Source organism: Megamonas sp. (assembly GCF_986095205.1).
In genome coordinates this window covers 13015-32120 of the sequence record NZ_CFQVBI010000036.1, presented here as the reverse complement: position 1 = coordinate 32120, position 19106 = coordinate 13015, and the positions used below count along the sequence as shown (strand labels likewise).

General features: G+C 29.3%; 20 protein-coding genes. 1 reads left to right on the top strand and 19 read right to left on the bottom strand.

The window, feature by feature from the left end; translation table 11 throughout:
• Positions 1–93: 93 nt before the first annotated feature.
• The 9 genes from AC5LAX_RS04685 to AC5LAX_RS04645 all read right to left on the bottom strand — a co-directional run bounded on the left by AC5LAX_RS04685 (position 94) and on the right by AC5LAX_RS04645 (position 7614).
• Positions 94–237 carry a hypothetical protein gene (locus AC5LAX_RS04685; RefSeq protein ID WP_288908908.1) on the bottom strand — a complete coding sequence of 48 codons (144 nt, stop codon included), beginning with the start codon at positions 235–237 and terminating at the stop codon, positions 94–96.
• A gap of 262 nt (positions 238–499) precedes the next feature.
• A complete protein-coding gene (locus AC5LAX_RS04680) occupies positions 500–991 on the bottom strand; it encodes a hypothetical protein (protein ID WP_224169783.1) in 492 nt (163 codons plus the stop codon).
• On the bottom strand, positions 991–1611 hold the full coding sequence (locus AC5LAX_RS04675; RefSeq protein ID WP_288908907.1) for a hypothetical protein: 621 nt from the start codon (positions 1609–1611) through the stop codon (positions 991–993). The genes AC5LAX_RS04680 and AC5LAX_RS04675 overlap by 1 nt, the downstream gene beginning before the upstream one ends.
• A gap of 512 nt (positions 1612–2123) precedes the next feature.
• On the bottom strand, positions 2124–2786 hold the full coding sequence (locus AC5LAX_RS04670) for a hypothetical protein (RefSeq protein WP_224169781.1): 663 nt from the start codon (positions 2784–2786) through the stop codon (positions 2124–2126).
• 26 nt (positions 2787–2812) lie between these two features.
• On the bottom strand, positions 2813–3358 hold the full coding sequence (locus AC5LAX_RS04665; protein ID WP_288908906.1) for a hypothetical protein: 546 nt from the start codon (positions 3356–3358) through the stop codon (positions 2813–2815).
• A gap of 35 nt (positions 3359–3393) precedes the next feature.
• A complete protein-coding gene (locus AC5LAX_RS04660) occupies positions 3394–4269 on the bottom strand; it encodes an LPP20 family lipoprotein (RefSeq protein WP_224169779.1) in 876 nt (291 codons plus the stop codon).
• Positions 4270–4297: 28 nt separating this feature from the next.
• Complete coding sequence (locus tag AC5LAX_RS04655) at positions 4298–5398, bottom strand: hypothetical protein (RefSeq protein WP_224169778.1); 1101 nt, start codon at positions 5396–5398, stop codon at positions 4298–4300.
• A 3-nt stretch (positions 5399–5401) separates the two neighbouring features.
• Positions 5402–6250 (bottom strand): CsgG/HfaB family protein, encoded by an 849-nt coding sequence (locus AC5LAX_RS04650; RefSeq protein ID WP_462256249.1) that lies wholly within the window; start codon positions 6248–6250, stop codon positions 5402–5404.
• A 230-nt stretch (positions 6251–6480) separates the two neighbouring features.
• On the bottom strand, positions 6481–7614 hold the full coding sequence (locus AC5LAX_RS04645) for a tyrosine-type recombinase/integrase (RefSeq protein WP_288908904.1): 1134 nt from the start codon (positions 7612–7614) through the stop codon (positions 6481–6483).
• 669 nt (positions 7615–8283) lie between these two features.
• On the opposite strand from AC5LAX_RS04645, the gene priA reads away from it, so the two are divergent.
• The gene (priA, locus tag AC5LAX_RS04640) at positions 8284–10710 is read left to right on the top strand and encodes a primosomal protein N' (protein ID WP_288908902.1); all 2427 of its coding nucleotides are present in this window, start codon (positions 8284–8286) and stop codon (positions 10708–10710) included.
• A gap of 75 nt (positions 10711–10785) precedes the next feature.
• Here priA and AC5LAX_RS04635 read toward each other — a convergent pair whose 3' ends face one another.
• The 10 genes from AC5LAX_RS04635 to AC5LAX_RS04590 form a co-directional block, all read right to left on the bottom strand.
• Positions 10786–11208: a universal stress protein gene (locus tag AC5LAX_RS04635; RefSeq protein WP_018998985.1), complete on the bottom strand. Its 423-nt coding sequence runs from the start codon at positions 11206–11208 to the stop codon at positions 10786–10788.
• Positions 11209–11337: 129 nt separating this feature from the next.
• Positions 11338–12078: a DNA repair protein RecO gene (recO, locus tag AC5LAX_RS04630; RefSeq protein WP_270520765.1), complete on the bottom strand. Its 741-nt coding sequence runs from the start codon at positions 12076–12078 to the stop codon at positions 11338–11340.
• Positions 12079–12104: 26 nt separating this feature from the next.
• Entirely contained in the window at positions 12105–12782 is a 678-nt protein-coding gene (locus tag AC5LAX_RS04625) for a DUF502 domain-containing protein (RefSeq protein WP_018998984.1), read from the bottom strand.
• Positions 12783–12802: 20 nt separating this feature from the next.
• On the bottom strand, positions 12803–13699 hold the full coding sequence (gene era, locus AC5LAX_RS04620) for a GTPase Era (RefSeq protein ID WP_008538141.1): 897 nt from the start codon (positions 13697–13699) through the stop codon (positions 12803–12805).
• A 15-nt stretch (positions 13700–13714) separates the two neighbouring features.
• Positions 13715–14179 carry an rRNA maturation RNase YbeY gene (gene ybeY, locus AC5LAX_RS04615; protein WP_115151318.1) on the bottom strand — a complete coding sequence of 155 codons (465 nt, stop codon included), beginning with the start codon at positions 14177–14179 and terminating at the stop codon, positions 13715–13717.
• A 47-nt stretch (positions 14180–14226) separates the two neighbouring features.
• Complete coding sequence (locus AC5LAX_RS04610) at positions 14227–15240, bottom strand: PhoH family protein (protein WP_015562412.1); 1014 nt, start codon at positions 15238–15240, stop codon at positions 14227–14229.
• Positions 15241–15455: 215 nt separating this feature from the next.
• Positions 15456–15920, bottom strand: coding sequence for a hypothetical protein (locus AC5LAX_RS04605; protein ID WP_493263645.1), 465 nt, complete (start codon positions 15918–15920; stop codon positions 15456–15458).
• Between the two features lie 45 nt (positions 15921–15965).
• Complete coding sequence (floA, locus tag AC5LAX_RS04600) at positions 15966–16964, bottom strand: flotillin-like protein FloA (RefSeq protein ID WP_008538145.1); 999 nt, start codon at positions 16962–16964, stop codon at positions 15966–15968.
• 23 nt (positions 16965–16987) lie between these two features.
• Complete coding sequence (locus tag AC5LAX_RS04595) at positions 16988–17620, bottom strand: NfeD family protein (RefSeq protein ID WP_018998978.1); 633 nt, start codon at positions 17618–17620, stop codon at positions 16988–16990.
• Between the two features lie 123 nt (positions 17621–17743).
• Positions 17744–19105, bottom strand: a complete 1362-nt coding sequence (locus tag AC5LAX_RS04590; RefSeq protein ID WP_008538147.1) for an MATE family efflux transporter — start codon at positions 19103–19105, stop codon at positions 17744–17746.
• Between the last annotated feature and the right edge of the window lies 1 nt (position 19106).

Below are 19106 nucleotides of genomic sequence, written 5' to 3'. Positions count from 1 at the left end.
TCTATGACGACCATGTCTAGGTGGTGGAGGCGGTGGAGCTTGTCTTTTAGGTGCTGGCTTCCATCTGTCTTGATGAGGAGGTGGTGCTTTTTTTCAATCTGGTGCTTTATGCTGTGGTGGTGGAGGTGGTGGAGCAGCCTCTGTTGTATTTGCACTTATGACATAACTAATAGGTGTTGCTAAGAAACATGCCATAGTTAAAATACCAATAGATTTTTTAATTCTGTTTTTTAACATTATAAAATCTCCTTTCAATAATATTATATAGATTAACAAATAATTATATTTGCTTTCTATCTTATTTTATTCTTCAAAATTTATACCTAATAATGCGTACACTTAATATTTTTACCATAAACATAATATAAAATAAATAATAATATTTCCATAAAAATTAATATACAATAACATTAATCTTCATATTACTTATTTTTATTAACTAAAAAATTATAAATATACATATAAATTTAAACTCCAAAATTTTGCACATAACTATCATCTATTTTAAAGTTTCAAAATATTTTTGTGCATACCAAGATAACGGTCCATCTTTATAAAAACTCATATTATATGCTAATGCAAAAGCAATTTCTCCCATAGATATAGGCATAGAAGAAACATGTACTTTTACAGCTTTTTCTGGGTCCTTTAAATATTCCCAATAATATGTTTTATTTTCTGGATTATATGATTCAATATACATTTCTTGTAAATCATAATTATATAAAAAACGTTCTGTCCGCTGTCTTCCCATTGTATTATTTTCAGGATTTACTTGAACAATATCAATAGCAATAATATATTCTGGAGGATTATATCGTTGTACATTTATTGTATTAGCTACTACATACCATATTCTTCCCATTCCACCATCAAAACTAATGTAATTTTTATTTCCATTAAAATAAACTTCATTAAATGCTGAAGCAAAGCATGTTGTTGAAAACATCAGTATTCCCAACACGATAAAAATACTAAATAATTTCTTCATCAATATCCGTTCCTTACATGATCTACTGTTTTATCAACACTAAACCATTGTGCTTTATCATCCCATTTAAAAATAAATCTTCCTTCTGTTATAGTTCTATTTACTCTATTCCTATAATTATACTTCATAACTAAAGTATCTCCTTGAACACTCAAATCTGCATATATTGCTGGAGAAGCGCCATATATATCCCAACCAAAATATCTTTTTGTAATTTCTCTTGTATCAATATATTTTACAAATTTACCATCTGCTCTTTTACCGATAATAAGATAATCAAATTCTGGTCCATAAATTTTAGATAATATATATATTGTAATATTTTCATTTGTATTCATTTTATAAATATCATAACAAGGAAAATCATCTTTTATTGTATTATTTTTATCTTTTCCACCAAAATAAAATCCCTCATATACATTGTAATCATAATGAACATATATGATATCTTTTCCTTTACCGAAGCCAGCAATACCTTCTTCATATCCTCGTGTATTATCTTTTCTATATTTAGTATAAAATTTTCCATTATTATAATCAGCTCCATCAACATATATGCCACCACCACTTGCCTGCATAACACCTATACCACCTATTTCTACTGGTTGAGAAAACTGCATAGCAAAACAATTTCCTGAAAATATCAAACATATAAATATAAATAGCCCCAAAATTTTTCGCATAATAATCACCATTTCTTCTTATAAAATAAAAAGTGGTGTTATATAAAACACCACTAAGCCTCATTTTACTTTTTCATTTATCCATAATATTTCTTAATTTCAAAACTTATTTTGCTGAAAAAAATGCTAAAAACGAAAAAGCTATTACAATACCTAATAAAATGAGTAATAATCTTCGTAATAGTGAATCCATCGAATCACTCCTTTTTATATAGAAAAATCACTACTCATTATAATTCTGTAACAAGTGTAATATATCCTTTTTATATATTTTATTTAGTTATATCTATTACAACTTAATTATCTTTTAAATATTCTTAATTTTCTATTGACAATTATATTATCATCTGTTAAATTTTTATCAATGGACAAAAATATTCATTAAAATTTTACTATATTAATTATATTCCCAAATAGATAATTATCCATTTGGGAATATATAAATAACATTATAATTTTGAAGTATCAATATCTAATTCAAAAAGACATCTTTCAATCGCTTCTTGATATGCTTTATCAAAAGATGGCATATCTCCACCAATTCCCATAAAAGAAGATGAAGAATCTGCACCATCTTTTACAGTTTGTTTCATCGCTACATATTTTCCTGTTTTTACATTCATAATTCTAACATCACATTTAACAGATGTCTTTGCTTTTGTTGAACTTACACCACCTATAAATGGTATCCATGTATTACTACTACTATAACTTGGTCCACTATCACTAACTTGAATAAATAACACATAATCTGTATTTAAACTCTGTCCAATAGCTTGAATATCTGCCATTTTTAAGGTAGTTCCAAAATTAGATGCATATTCTGTTGTCGGCATTCCATGTTCTTCACGATAAATTTGTTTCATCATTTGACTATCTTCAAATGGTGTTACAAGAAATTGTGGTGTAGGAAACATTTCATCTGCTTTATCTACAACTATTTTCCTAATTTCTTCATTACTTACATAACCAAGTGGCGCATCTAATAATACAGATACCTTCTTTGTTTCTCCTGTATAAGAAGATATTGCATTTACTTTATCTGCCATAGAGGCTAAACATACTGAACTAAACATACATAATGATATCATTAATAAAAAAATCTTTCTCATATAAAACACATCCTACCTTAAATTTTCTAATGAACATAACTATTCCAATCTGTTATATTTTTTCCTTGAGATATATCTACTTCTCTCTTAAATTGTTCAGATAATTCATTATTACTAAATGTTACATTTGACTGTGTCAAAGTAATAGAAAAAATTGCTTTATTCCAACTAGTTACTTCATAATGTGTCATAAATATATTGGCATTATCGGGTTCACCAAATTCATCTATTAATTTTTTTCTAAATCTAGCATAATCTACCTTATTACCATACAAGCTAAACGTTAGTGATATACTATATAGCTTATCACTAACAAAAGAAACTATTGCTGTTGGTAATACTCGTATATCATATACATAAGGTTTATCTAATTGTAATTGATATACTGTAACATTCCTCATATTACTATGAGATGGCATTCTACTTAAACGATATTTTTGCAATACTGTACTAGATGATTCACCCCATGTTAAATCAGCAAAGCACGGTATAGAATTTAAATTTTGACTAGCAAATACATTCACTGGAAATAATATATACATAAAAATAATTAAAACAATTATTTTTGGCATAATAATCACTCCCAAATATTTCAAACAAAATTAATTTATATTTCAAACATTACAGCATATTTATCAAGAAAATGACTTTTTTGATTTTCTGCTAAAATACGATCTGCATCTTCTACTGATATCACAACATCGCATTTATTAACGGTACGCTCACGTACACTAACTATATTAATATTCAATGGATTATTACCAGCACGAGAAGTACCTGCTAAAACTTTATCCCAACCATCTTCACCTTTAGCATATCCTACAACCCCATAATCAATAGCATATTTTTTATCTACATTATGTACACCATAAATTGCTCTACCATTAGTATCATAAATAGCTGGGCAGAATGTACGCACTAATCCACTATTTTTAGCATTAATAACAAGTCCTGTATATCCACCGGATATTGAAACTGTTGGTTGATAATTTACTGGTGGCACTGGTACTGGCACTGGAGCACTTTCACCAATTACTGCATTTATTGCTACATCACTAATACTACCTACACCATAAACAGGTACAGCCATTGTCACTTTATATACACCATCAGATTGTACTTCTTCTGAAATAACTCTAGCACCTGTGATAATACCATTTACTTTTGTATGAATTATATCACTCTTTAACATAAAATTTTCAACCGTAGTATCTGAATCTACAGCTACACCTTTTACAGACTCTAACAAATTACGTTGAGCATCTGTTACTGCCGCTCTTCGTGCTAATACTTTAGCAGAACCTGCTGGCATGTTAACTGGCATACGACCATAACCTTCAGCTATAATTGTTTCCACTGAATTATTCATTTGATATTGTGCTGCTAATACTTTTGTTGGTGCTACATAGTCATTTAATGGAACAGCTCCAACTGCTATTGAAAAAGCTAATGCACCAGATAAAGCAATTAATGATTTTTTCATAAAAAACATCCTTTCAGTAATAAAATTATTAATAAGCGGCAATATTCAATGTATTATATGTAAAAGACTGTAAATTTATATTAAAATTAACCGCTTGATTTAACTGATTAAATAATGTTTGTGGCGTTCCTGAATATTTTACAGAAATTGTTGCCTTCCCATTGTTATAATCTGTTACCATAGAACTTTCTACACCTCGAATAGTTTGTACAGCGCTGTTAATCGCATTTATTTTGTTAAAATCTACTGTTGAAACTATCATTTCTAAATTTTGATTAGTACTACTACCATAATTTAAAAGCTTTTCAACAATGTAATCTCCCATCTTTTCACCAGCATTATTTAAAGCTTTTTTACCAGCAATAAACTCCGTTAAATCTGCTGCTGTACCATATGTACCATTAGCAGAAATTATTTGTCCTGTTTTAGCGATAAAAATTTTTGCTTCAAGACGTGCCTTACAAGAAATAATACCTGTATTTCTTCCATTTGGTAAAAATTTACCAACATCGCCAACACCTTCGCTAAAAGCTTCCCCCACAATTAAAATATCAACATTACGACTTCTTGCTATATTTTCCATATCTTGTCTTGTCAACGCACTTAAGTTATTTAAGTTATAACGAATATCACTTATATCTGTAATACGAGAAAAACCTGCATCCACTAATTTTCTAATTACAGCTGTTTCCCCAGCAGGATCTGGAATACGTGCCTTTATATGATATTCAGGAATAATAACAGCTATTTTAGGATCACGTAATTGACGATTAATTATACCTAAACGAGTAAGTTCATTCATTAATTTTGAATTAGGATTAGTATCTACATTCGCATTAATTATAATCTCATACATTCCATCGGCACTTAAACGTTTCGATAAAATCGTATAATTTGTTATATATCCACGAGATTGTGTATATATTTCATCATTAATAAGCATATTATTTTTTACTAATGTTGTTGAATCTACCATTGTTCCTACAGCTTGTTCAACTGCATTTCTAAGTGCATCACGTTCAGCTTCATCAATAGTCGTACCATAACCAGATATATTAACTTGTTGAGCTGAGCCTACATTAAAATAACAAAAAAATGCTATTAATAATAAATAAATTATTTTTTTCATTTATTATTCGCCTCGCTTAATTTTATCACCAACTTTAAATGTAGATTTTTCTTTTTTTATTTCACCTATAGCATAATTTGATTTTACATCTGTAACTTTTATTGTTCCAAGTACATTTTCTTTTATACCTAATATTTCTTTTGTTCGTGGATGTATAATAGGTGTTCCTTCTTTATAAATAGTATAAATATCTCCTTTTTGCACTCCGTTTTCATACCCTAAATCAAAATAAACTAAATCTTCATTATGATCTACTGTTAACACTGTACCTGTAAGCGGAGTTAACTCATTCATTTTTTCTAATACCTTTTCAGCTGCATTCTTAGAAGCACCACTTATAAGATTCCTTTCATTAACAGAAACACCTGGTGTATACATTTGACTTTCTGTATCAGAAATTACATCTGAATACAAGACCATTCCAGTTTTATTATCTACAAGATGCATTTCAAAAGCTACTTTACCTTTATATCCTTGATAAAAAATATTATCAAAAGGTATTACTTCTGCTGTAATAACACTCCCCACTAAAGTATAATCTGCACCCGATAATTTACCAATTTCAATAGCTGAATTACTATCTACTACACCTGAGTTTTGTAATCCTAATTCTCGAAAGACTTGATCTAAAGCGGCTCTTTCTACTACATCATAATTCTTATTTTGTACTAATCCACTGAAAATATTTGTTTCTAGATTTGTACAAGCTAGACTGCCATAACGAGATTTTGCACCATTTTCAAAATTTCCTAATGCCACTTTTTTTGTAGAAGCTTCACTTACTATATTAGTGGTAAAAAGAAAAACAAACATACATAAACTCATCACTTTTAAAATACTATTTTTTTTCATTATCTCTATGTATCCTTTCTTAAAAATACTATGTTATAAATTATAATATCTTTTTATTAAAGATATTATAAAAATAATTAAAAATTATATAATAATCAATTTTTTTTATAATAATAAGTAAAAATAATGATGTGTATTTTTTTACTTGATAATAATTTCGTAGAGTAACTCACTCAACGAATAAAAATTCTTTTATCACTAAATAATATATAATTTTCTAAATAGACAATTTATTTGACGGTTAAATATTCACCTAATTTATTCATATTTCTTCTTTTTTCTTCAAATGATGGATGAACATATTTATCTAATGTTATATTTACATTTGCATGACCTAATATTTCACTTAAACTTTTTATGTCCATTCCATTTATTAAACATTGTGTTGCGAATGTGTGTCTTAATATATGAAAATTAATTTGTGATATCTTAGTTTCATTTAGTATTTTTCGAAAACGATTTTGTATTGTTCTAGGTTCAATAAATTTATTTTCATCTCCTGTCAATAAAAATCCTGAACCATTACTGTAAACTTTAATAATTAGAGGTAATATACTTAAAGGAATAGGTATTTTTCTTATAGATGACATAGTTTTAGGTGTAGTAATTATAATTTTGGTTTTCTTTAAGCTTTTATGATCTTTTTTTTGAATTCGTTGTAATGTTTCAGAAATAATCATTATTGCCTCATCAAATAATATATTTCTATATTTTAATGCACACAATTCTCCTATGCGTATACCAGTAAACAAGGCTAATAATATTCCTATATTTATTTTATTTGCATGTTTTACTAAATATTTTATTAAAATTTTACATTCATCTTGAGTCAATATTTTTATAGGTTGTTTTTTTAATTTTATTTTTAATCCACTCAAATCACAAATATTTATCTGATATACTCTTTCTGCATATTTTAATATTTGCTTTAACACAGAAAATATATCAGCTACAGTCTTTATTGAAAGCTGCTTTTTTTTCTTACCTCCTCTTTTTTTTAAATTTAATATAAATAAATTAATATATTCAATATTAAGATCCTTTATTTTCAAATTTCCTAAATTAACAATAATATAATTTTCAATAATATTATTATATTTTATAAATGAAGATTCTTTTACATGTTCTCTTATAAAAGTCAGCCATTCTTTACTAATAGTAGTTATAATCATCTTATTCGATATAATAACATTATCTTTTTGATACATAGATTTTTGAATAATCAGTTTCTCTTTCACTTCAAGATATGAATGTCCATATATAGATTTATAAATAATTTTTCCTTCTATAGTTCTACCTATAGTATATCTACCTTCCCATCTACCATCTTTTCTTTTATAAATATTTTCACCTTTTCTTGGCATAATCTAAAGACCCCTTTTGACAATATTTTTGACGGTTTTTATATATTATTTATTAAAAATAAATAATATATATATACCTTTAATCATATATTCTATAACTTTAAAAATTTACTATTAATTGTCTTGACAAGATAATTATTACTTTATATACTTTTACTATAATCTATTGTAATTTTGTAACTAAATTTCGTATAGTGAGTTACTCTACGAATTATGCATAAAAAAAACTGCTTCCTTTTGGATGCAGTTTTTTTACTTCATATAGAAAATATAATCATAAAGTAAAAAATCACATCTACTATATAATATTACTTATTATCTAAATATATTTTTAAATAAGATAATTATATATATTTTATAATACTAACTTTACTTTATATATTTCCAAATGATATAAATATACTATTAATCTCTCTCTTATTACATAATAAAATTTAAAAGGAATATTAATACATATATTACTTATAGTTTTTTTTAAACAAAAAAACATTAGTTCATATCCCTTCATTATTTACTATGTTACTTTATAACATTATTAAAAGTATATAAATTAATCTATATGCTGTCAAGTTGTAACTAAATATATGATAGTTTATTTAAGATCTGTTTTCTAAAATTAAATAGATATATTATAATATAAACATATTACTTGATTAGGTACGTGATTATATGAAAAAACTTGCAGATATATATATTAATATTCCCGTTAAAAGTATTGCTAAGGCTTACACTTATATAATTCCTGAGAAATTTGATATTTTAAAAGAAGGTTGTCGTGTTTTAGTGCCTTTCGGCAATAGAATTATGGAAGGCTTTATTATTAAAATATATGCAAATAACGAACATAATATAGATATAACTAAATTAAAAGAAATCAAAGATATTATTGATACGGAAGCTTGGTTTACATCTCAAATGTATACTACCGCCAAATGGATGGCTGATTTTTATCTATGTTCTTTAGGCGAAACTATGCGGTTATTTATCCCTGGAAAAAATAGTGTACAAATTCGCCCTATTTTTAATATCAACCAACAAGAATATGATTTATTCCTTAAAAATAAACTATCACCTATTGAAATATCTTTGCTTGAATATCTTTCTCTACAAAAAAATACTGATTTATTGACTTTACGACATAAATTCAATACAATTGATAATTTATCTTCTTTACTAGATAAACTCATCGCAAAAAAACTAATTATCCGAGATTATACTTATAAAACAAAAGCTAATAAAATTTATATCACTTATGCCTCTTTAAATGTAACAGTTAATGATGATATTTTAGCAACTTTAAAAAATAAACCAGCTCAAAAAAAAGCTCTATTATATTTAGCTAAAATAAAAGAAGCTTCTACTAAAGATTTAGCAAATGAAAAAATCTCTCTACCTACACTAAAAGCACTTGCTGATTTAGACTATATAAAATTAGAAAAGAAACAAATATTGCGAGATAGCTATTACCACATAACTACTAAACAAAATACAAATAAAAAGCTGACATCAGACCAAATGACAGCCTTAGAAAATATAGAAATAGCTCAACATCAAGGCAAGCAAAAATTTTTACTATATGGCGTTACAGGTAGTGGCAAAACTCAAATCTATATAGAAATTGCTTTAAAAGCACGTGCTTTAGGTAAACAAGTTCTTATATTAGTTCCTGAAATCGTCCTTACAGGGCAATTAGTAACTTCCTTTAAAGAATATTTTACTGATGATGTCGCTGTTATTCATAGTAGATTATCCGTTGGAGAAAGAAATGATACATTTTGGCGAATTCGCACGAAACAAGTAGGTATCATCATTGGAGCTCGTTCAGCATTATTTGCTCCATTTGAAGATTTAGGTTTAATTGTAATGGACGAAGAACATGACCCTTCATATAAGCAAGATGAATCACCTCGATACCACAGTCATGATATCATTGAAAAAATGGCTAAAATTTATCATGCTACTTTAATCATGGGTAGTGCTACACCTTCTTTAGAGAGTTATTATAAAACGCAAATAGGTGAATATGTTTTATTAAAAATGCCCAATCGTATAGATAACCTACCTTTACCATATATTGAAGGAGTAGACATGCGTGAAGAACTACGCATGGGCAATCGAAAAATTATTTCTTTAAAATTAAAAGAATTAATTGCAGATACTCTAGCTAAAAAAGAACAAATTATCATCATGTTAAATCGCAGAGGCTTTTCCACTTTTGTAATGTGCAGAGCTTGCGGTCATGTTATCAAGTGTAAGTACTGTGGTTTACCTCTTGTTTATCATCGCCGTGGTATCTTACAATGCCATCATTGTGATATTACAGAAGCTGTTCCTACTATTTGCCCAAAATGTAATAGTAAATATATTAAATTTTTCGGCTCAGGAACAGAAAAACTTGAAGAAGAATTATCCACTTTATTTCCTCAAGCTAGAATAATTCGCTTAGATAGAGATACTACTGGCAAAAAATTCGCTCATCTAGATATCTTAAAGCAATTTAAAGCTGGTCTATATGATATTTTATTAGGTACACAAATGGTCGCTAAAGGTCATGATATACCTACTGTAACAGCTGTTGGCATCATAAGTGCAGACTCTAGCCTAAATTTACCAGATTTTAGAGCAGGAGAACGTTGTTTTGGTTTAATAACTCAAACGGCTGGTCGTGCTGGTAGAAAAAATAAACGTGGACAAGTAATCGTACAAACGTATAATTTAGAACATTATGCTGTACAATGCGGTATTCAACAAGATTATAATCATTTTTATAATGAAGAAATTTTATTGCGTAAAGCTATGTATTATCCGCCTTTCTGTCAACTCATAAAATTAATAATTCAAGACGAAAATGAAGAAAATGCTTTAACTAAAGCACAAAATTTAAAAAAACTCATCAAAGATAAATTCCAAGATAATAAAAATATTATTGTCATGGGCCCTGCTCCATCTTTAATCGCAAATTTTAAAGGAATGTATCGCTTTAATTTACTATTAAAAACAAATGATTTAGATACCTTACGAAATTATTTGCGTGAATGTAAAGTAGATATTGATAAAAATATAACAGTGGATATTAACCCTATTAATACAAATTAAATTCAATACAAAACAAAAACCCCAATAACTAGAATGTACTAATTATTGGGGTTAGTTTTTTAATTAATATTTATATTATTTTACAATCAAAACTGGGCATTTGGCATGTTCTAACACATATTTACTTACGCTACCAAGCAATACACCTCGTACAAGACCTAAACCTCTACTACCCATAACAATTAAATCTGCAGAAATTTCTTTTTCATAATCTCTAATTGCTTCAGCTGGGTCTCCAGTTCTATATGCACAAACAATTTTCATTCCTTCTGGGAACAATTCTTTTGCTGCATTTAAAATGCGTTGACCTGCTTTTTCAATTTCAATCAATACGTTACCAGATAAATAAGCATTAATTGCTAACTTATTAATATCTGCTACATATAAAATATGAACTTCTGCTTCATTAAAGCGATTAATTTTTATAGCCTGTTGCATAGCACGTTCAGCAATTTCAGAGCTATCGATTGGAACTAAAATACGTTTTACGTTATCCATAACCAAACCCTCCTTGGTGCCTTGATTATAATATATTTTCAAGTTATTTTATATTAGTTATATTCTATATATATAGCTAAAAATCCTGCTTTTTTGAATAAATTTTGCAAATATTTTTATAAAATTTATTTACGATAAACTTGTAACTTGCTTAATAAAAGTAAGCGATTTAAAAGGCTTGCCAATTAAGGATTGTATATAATCTAATAGAATTTTTTCAGCATTTATCAAATCAATACCTTTTACTTGAAATTTAGGTGGATTGTCCCAATCTAAATGTAAAAGATGTTCTATAAATAATCTTACTGAAGATGGATAATTTATCTGCTTTCCTTGACTACAAGATGTACAGATTGCTCCACCTTGCATGGCATCAAAATGACAATCACCTTCGATTTTACTTCCACATAATGCACATTGGCTATAATGAAGTTGACAGCCAGTATATTCAAAAATCTGATAAGCACTAGCCAAAGCACAAATACGAGGATTAAATTTTGTTAGACAAGGTAAAATCTTTAATAATTTTTCATAAATCTCTGCTTGTGGTTCATCTTCACTGCATAATTCTTTAGCTAATTCTGCAATAAAAGAAGCATATGCCATTGCCGTCAAATCCTCATATAAATCAGAAAAAAATCCTTTATGTTCACATTGGCGAACTGTATCCATCTTTTCCCCTTTAGATAATTGAATATCTAACCATGAAAAAGGCTGCATAGATGCTGCTAGTGGACTCTTAGGACGTCGACAACCATATGCTGCTGCTGTTATTTTTCCATAAGTAGGTGATAAAAGGGTAACGATTTTATCTGCGTTACCCCAATTTTTTACACCTAAAACTAATACTTCTGTTGTATAAATAGCCATATTAGTTTATTTTCCCTTTTAATATTTTACTTGTTTTCAACAGAATCTATATTTTTTTCTTGTTGAGCTTTTTCCATTTTTTCCTTAACTTCTTGTATTTTTGCTAAATCTGCTTTTACATCAGCACCTGGCATTACACCACCAGCTGTCAATATATATTGAAAAGCATCTTCTACAGAGATATCCACATAAATTATATCTTTTTTGGGTACAAATACATTAAATCCAGAAGTCATATTTAAACTCCATGGTAAAAATACAGATTCATATTCTTCATCTTTACTTAAATATGGAGCAAGTAATGATGATGGTTTTGGCATTAAAAATCCAATAGTTTTTACATTTGGATGTGGATAAGGAATTAAAACGACTTGACTAAACATCGTTTTTGATTCAAATAACATTGTAGAAACACGCTTAACACTATTGTAAATAAATTTTACAACTGGAATTTTATCTACTACTGTTTCAAAATAGCTGATAATTCGCTGAGAAGCCCATGTCCAAGTTGATGTTATCCAGCCAGCAACTAAAATAACGATAATTAATAAGGCTACACCTGCACCTGGAAATTTAAGTGGTATATAACTTTCTACTATACCTTCTACTAAAGCAAATACTGTAGCAATTACAAAGTAAGTTATAACAATTGGTACTAATACTATAAGCCCATTAATAAAATAATGTGATAATCTATTCATCATGTTAAGCACGTCTTCCTTTATCAATCTCTAAAACCTAATTCACGAAGTACATTACTGCGGTCGCGCCAATCTTTCTTGACTTTTACCCACAAATCTAAATAAGTTTTAGAGCCAAGCATTGTCTCGATATCTTTGCGAGCTAATGCCCCTATTTCTTTTAATAATGCACCACGTTTACCAATGACAATTCCCTTTTGTGATTCACGTTCAACATAGATAGTTGCACGAATATAAACTTTATCATTAGCACGGGATTTCATTTCCTCAATATCTACAGCTATAGCATGTGGTATTTCATCACGAGTCAAATGAAGTACCTTTTCACGTATCATTTCTGCAGCTATCAAACGTTCTGGTTGGTCAGTTACTGTATCTGCTGGATAATACTGTGGCCCTTCTGGTAAATATTTATTTAATTCTGCAAGTAAGCTATCCAAATTCATTTTTTCTTTAGCAGAAATTGGCACTACACCTGCAAAATCATATGCTTTTGTATATTTTTCAATTATCGGCAATACGGATTGTCTATCAATTAAATCCAATTTATTTACAATCAAAATAACTGGTTTTTTTGTAGCTTGCAATCGTTCCATAATATAACGTTCACCGCCACCTAAATCTTCAGTAGCATCAACCACAAATAAAATAGCGTCAACTTCTTTTAATGTGCCTTCTGCCGCTTTTACCATGTATTCACCTAATTTATGCAAAGGTTTATGAATACCTGGCGTATCTAAGAAAATTACTTGTTCATTATCTGTAGTCAATACACACATAATTTTATTGCGTGTAGTCTGTGGTTTATCAGACATTATCGCTATTTTCTGTCCAATAAGACTGTTTATCAATGTAGATTTTCCTACATTTGGTCTACCAATAACTGCTACAAAACCTGATTTAAAATGTTTATTCTCCAAAAAATTAACTCCTTTTTAATCTCTACTTATTCCTAATTGTTCCATAACAAAATCTTCTTCTTTTCGCATTTCTACACGGTCAGCTTCTTCTATATGATCATATCCTAATAAATGAAGCATACCATGAACTGTCAAAAATGCTATTTCACGACGAACACTATGACCATAATCGCCAGCTTGTTCTATCGCTTTTTCTACAGAAATAATAATATCACCTAACATATTTACAGGAATTTCTCCTTCAATATTAGGTTCATCACCTTCATTCAAAGCAAAAGATATTACATCTGTTGGTCTATCCACTTTTCTATATTCACGATTTATTTCATGAATATGTTCATTATCTGTAAGCGTAATGCTCACTTCTGCATTATCTAAAGCATATAATTGACCAACTTTTTCTACAGCTTCTTTCACTGTATCACTTAATTTTTCATCTACTTCAAGATTTTCAGGTAAATTGCTTAAAATTATTTCCATAATAAAATCTCCCATTTAGTAAATTAATTTTGCTATTTATTACTTTATCAACTATGTTTATAGAAATTCTTATCTTTATTCTCACTAGGCGGATTAGCAGCTTCATAAGCATCATAAGCTCTAATAATTCGTGCAACAACATCATGACGAATAACATCTCTATCATCAAAATGTATCACAGAAATACCTTCTAATCCATCTAATATTTTTGTCGCCTGTGTCAAACCTGAGCCACTACCTCTTGGCAAATCAATCTGACTCAAATCTCCATTTACTACCATTTTTGAGCCAAAACCTAAACGAGTTAAAAACATCTTCATCTGTCTAGGTGTAGTATTTTGAGCTTCATCTAAGATGACAAAAGCTCTCTCTAATGTGCGACCACGCATATATGCAAGCGGTGCTATTTCAATGATATTTCTAGCTAATAATTTTTGATAAGCTTCTAAACCTAAAATATCTTGTAATGCATCATATAGCGGTCTTAAATATGGATCGATTTTTTCTTGTAAATCACCAGGTAAAAAGCCCAAACGTTCTCCTGCTTCAACTGCTGGACGAGTCAAAATAAGTTTATCTACTTCATTATTGCGAAGTGCCATAACAGCCATGACTACAGCTAAATAAGTTTTCCCTGTACCAGCTGGACCTAAACCAAAAGTTATGCTATGACGACGAATAGCATCAATATAAATTTTCTGTCCAATAGTCTTTGGTCGAACGCATTTTCCTCTTGAAGTAACAGTCAATACATCTGTGAATAAAGATTTTAATTCATTAGATTGACCTGCTTTAACCAGTTTTATACTATATCGAACCTCATGCATTGTAAGCTTTGTACCTTGTCTATACAATAAAAGCAAAGCTTCAATGACTTGACTGGCAGCATTTACTTCTCCTTCTTCACCATTGATTGATAAATCTGTACCTCTACCAACAATACGACAGGCAAAACTATCATTTAAAACTCGCAAAAATTCATCATTTTCACCAAGAATACCAATTGTTTCTGCTCTGTCTTGAAAAGGTATTTTTATTTCTGCAAAATTTGGCAAAAGCATTCGCCCTCCATTATTTTTAAAGTAATAGTCATATTCTCATTATAACATATTCATTCTATAGTGCTAAATCTTTTTACCAAAAAATTACTTAAAGACTTCTTATTCAACTTTTATGAAAATCAATCCTTTTCTATTATAAATTATATAAATAAAAAAAGCTATAACCATTACAAAATTTTATTTTTCTTAAAATTCCTAATGATTATAGCTTTATTTTAATCTTTATGAATTACGCGTTTTATACCAAATCGCTTTAAATATTGCAGTGATTTTGGTTGTTCTAAAACTTGAGCATACGTTATTGCTTTTATTATATGCTCTTTTTCAATATCTATTTGTATTTTTTTATCCTTATCTACAGCTTTTATCTCTGTTTGTTGAATAAAATCTTTTGCCTGTAGATTAGTTCTATTTTGCTTTAATTTTTCTTGATATCTATTTTGCAAATCCTGTTCATATTTATCGATATATTGTGCTAAATCATTTATTTTTTCTTGTTGTAAATCATTTGCCACAATTTCAATATTATCATTGTTCCCCCTTGGCTTTGCCATCATATAATCAAGATTTCTTTTTCTATTTTGTCTTGGTGATGGATTATCATATATATCAGGAAATTCTTGTTTTTGTTTCTTTTTTTGCTCTCTACGTTTTTGGCCAGTATAGATATTTATTATCATAAAAAACAAAAAGAGCAGAAAAGGTGCTAATCCTTCCATGATAAATTATTTTATTGGTACTTGTCCTTGTGGGACTGTACTATCTCCTGTTTTACTTATTGCTTCTCGCATTTGCGTATCAGCATTGATATTATTTAAATTATAATAATCCATTACACCGAGTTTGCCTTCACGAAGAGCTTTTGCTAATGCGTGTGGAACTTCTGATTGAGCTTCAACTACACGAGCTTCCATTTCTTGCGTATATGCTTTCATTTCCTGTTCTTTAGCCACAGCCATAGCACGTCTTTCTTCGGCTTTTGCTTGAGCTATACGTTTATCAGCTTCTGCTTGGTCTGTCTGAAGTTCTGCACCGATATTTCTGCCTACATCAACATCGGCTATATCAATGGATAAAATTTCAAAAGCAGTTCCTGCATCCAAACCTTTGCCAAGTACAGTTTTAGATATATCATCTGGATTAGCAAGTACATCTGTATGAGCTTCTGAAGAACCAACTGACGTTACTATCCCTTCGCCAACACGAGCAATAATTGTAGGCTCACCAGCACCTCCGACTAATCTATCAATATTAGCTCGAACTGTAACCCTTGCTTTAATTTTTAATTCTATACCATTTCTAGCCACAGCAGATACAACAGGTGTTTCAATAACTTTTGGATTTACGCTCATTTGTACTGCTTCTAATACATCACGACCTGCAAGGTCAATAGCTGCACTGCGTTCAAATGGAAGAGGTATTTGTGCTCTATGAGCAGCAATGAGTGCATCAACTACTTTATCCACATTACCGCCAGCTAAATAATGTGCTTCAAGTTGATTTACATTGACATTTAATCCTGCTTTATTTGCCTTAATTAGTGGCAATACAATTTTTTGTGGCGGAACTCTACGCATTCTCATACCAACTAATGTAAATATACCTACATGAACATTTGATGCTAATGCTGAAATCCACAATCCTATAGGTACAAAATGCAAAAATAACATAATCGCCACAATGACAATTACTACGATAAAACCAGAACCGATAATCGCTTCCATGATTAATCCTCCTTAAATTTATTTTAGATTTTACGTACAATAATACGCATACCTTCAATTTTTACTACACGAATTTTTTCGCCTTTACTGATATAACTACCTTCAGATACAACATCTAATACATCATCATCAATTTTCACACTTCCAGAAGGTCTTAGTTCTGTCAAAACAATCCCTTCTTTATGCAAATATCTTGAATAATCTACGCTACTTACATAACCTTCTTCACTAGAAGATGTCTTTGTCAAAATTATTTTACTCCATAATTTGCTCGTAGGTAATTTTTTTATTATCAATGCAAAAATTATTATCGCAATAACAAAAGAAATTGCCATCATCAACATTGCATCAATATCGCCACCCATAGCTAAAATCAAACTATATAATATGGCTACTACTCCGAGTCCTGCAAGTAATCCTATTGTTGGGGTTAATATTTCAATTATGATAAAAATAATCCCCACAATAAATATTGCAATCTGATATAAACTGACTAAACCTTTCACATAACTACTGCCAAAAAATACGCCAGCTGCTATGATACCTAGTAATGCCCCTATGCCTGTACCTCCTGTTTTTATCTCTACTAAAATAGCTAGAAATATAACACTCAAAAGCAATGATTGCAATATACTTGAATCTATAATAAAGTCCATATTATCACTTCCTTTTATTTTTCTATTCAACAATATAAATAATATATTCGACAATATCTCATAATAAACCTTTTTATAAAAAAATAAGTAATCTAAACAATAGTTTAAATTACTTATTCTTACTTATTTATTTAATTTTCCTAATCGTCTCCAGACGACCATCATCATAGTAGAAAAACATGCTATACCGCCCACAAAATTTGAAATCATTTCAGCATAAAAGACTCCATATACACCTAAATCCCATAAATTTGGTAAAAAAATCGTCAATGGGATAACTAAAATGACTTTACGAAACAGCGAAAAAAACGTTGCATATTTTCCCATGCCTAACGATATAAACGTTGTCTGTCCAGCAGATTGAAAAGCCATCATAAAAAATCCTAAAAAATATATATGTAATGCTGGCACGCCAAGCAATAACATTTCTTCTTCACTATTAAATAGATGAATAAAAAACTCTGGGAAAAAATCTAATATGCACCAAGCTATACTTGTATATAATAGTGCTATCTTTGTCAAAAATTTTATGCCCTGCCTTACACGTAAATATTGCCCTGCACCATAATTATAACTGATAACAGGTTGAGCACCTGAGCGAATGCCTTCTATTGTCATTTGCAAAACATCACGTATAGAATTTAGTACTGTCATTATGCCTACATAAATATTTCCGCCCCAAAATAACAATACATTATTGCAGACAATCTGCACTAAACTCCCTGTAGTGGCAAAAACAAAACCTGAAAATCCTAGAGAAACAATTTCTTTTATTAATTTAAAATCTAATTTCATGCAAGATTTTTTAATGCGATAAATTGCCTTATCACTAAATAAAAAATGCAATACCCATGATGCTGAAATAAATTGTGCAATGACAGTAGCGATAGCAGCACCTTTTATACCTAAATCTAAACCAAAGATAAAAATAGGGTCTAAGATAATATTAATTATCGCACCAATTAATATAGTGAGCATTCCTTTTTTTGCAAAACCTTGAGCATTAATAAAAGTATTCATGCCTAGTCCTACCATTACAAAAATACTTCCCCAAATATAAATAGAAAAATATTCATTAGCATAAGGATATGTTTCATCACTTGCCCCAAATAAATATAATAAGGACTTTTTCATCACCAAGCCAATAATTATCAAAATACAACTACAGATAATCAGCATAGCAAAAGAATTACCTATTATTTTTTCTGCCCTTTCATCATCGCCTCTACCTCTAGCGATAGAACAAAGTGGCGCTCCACCCATACCAAATAAATTAGTAACTGCTGTAACTAACATAATAATAGGAAAAGTAATTCCTAATCCCGTCAAAGCTAAAGTAGAATTTTGTGCCAAATGCCCTATGTACATTCTATCTACAAGACTATATAAAACATTTATCAACTGTGCTATGGTCATAGGAATAGCTAAACTCATAATATTATAAGCCATACTATTTTTAGTAAAATCATTTTGTTTTTCTTGCATA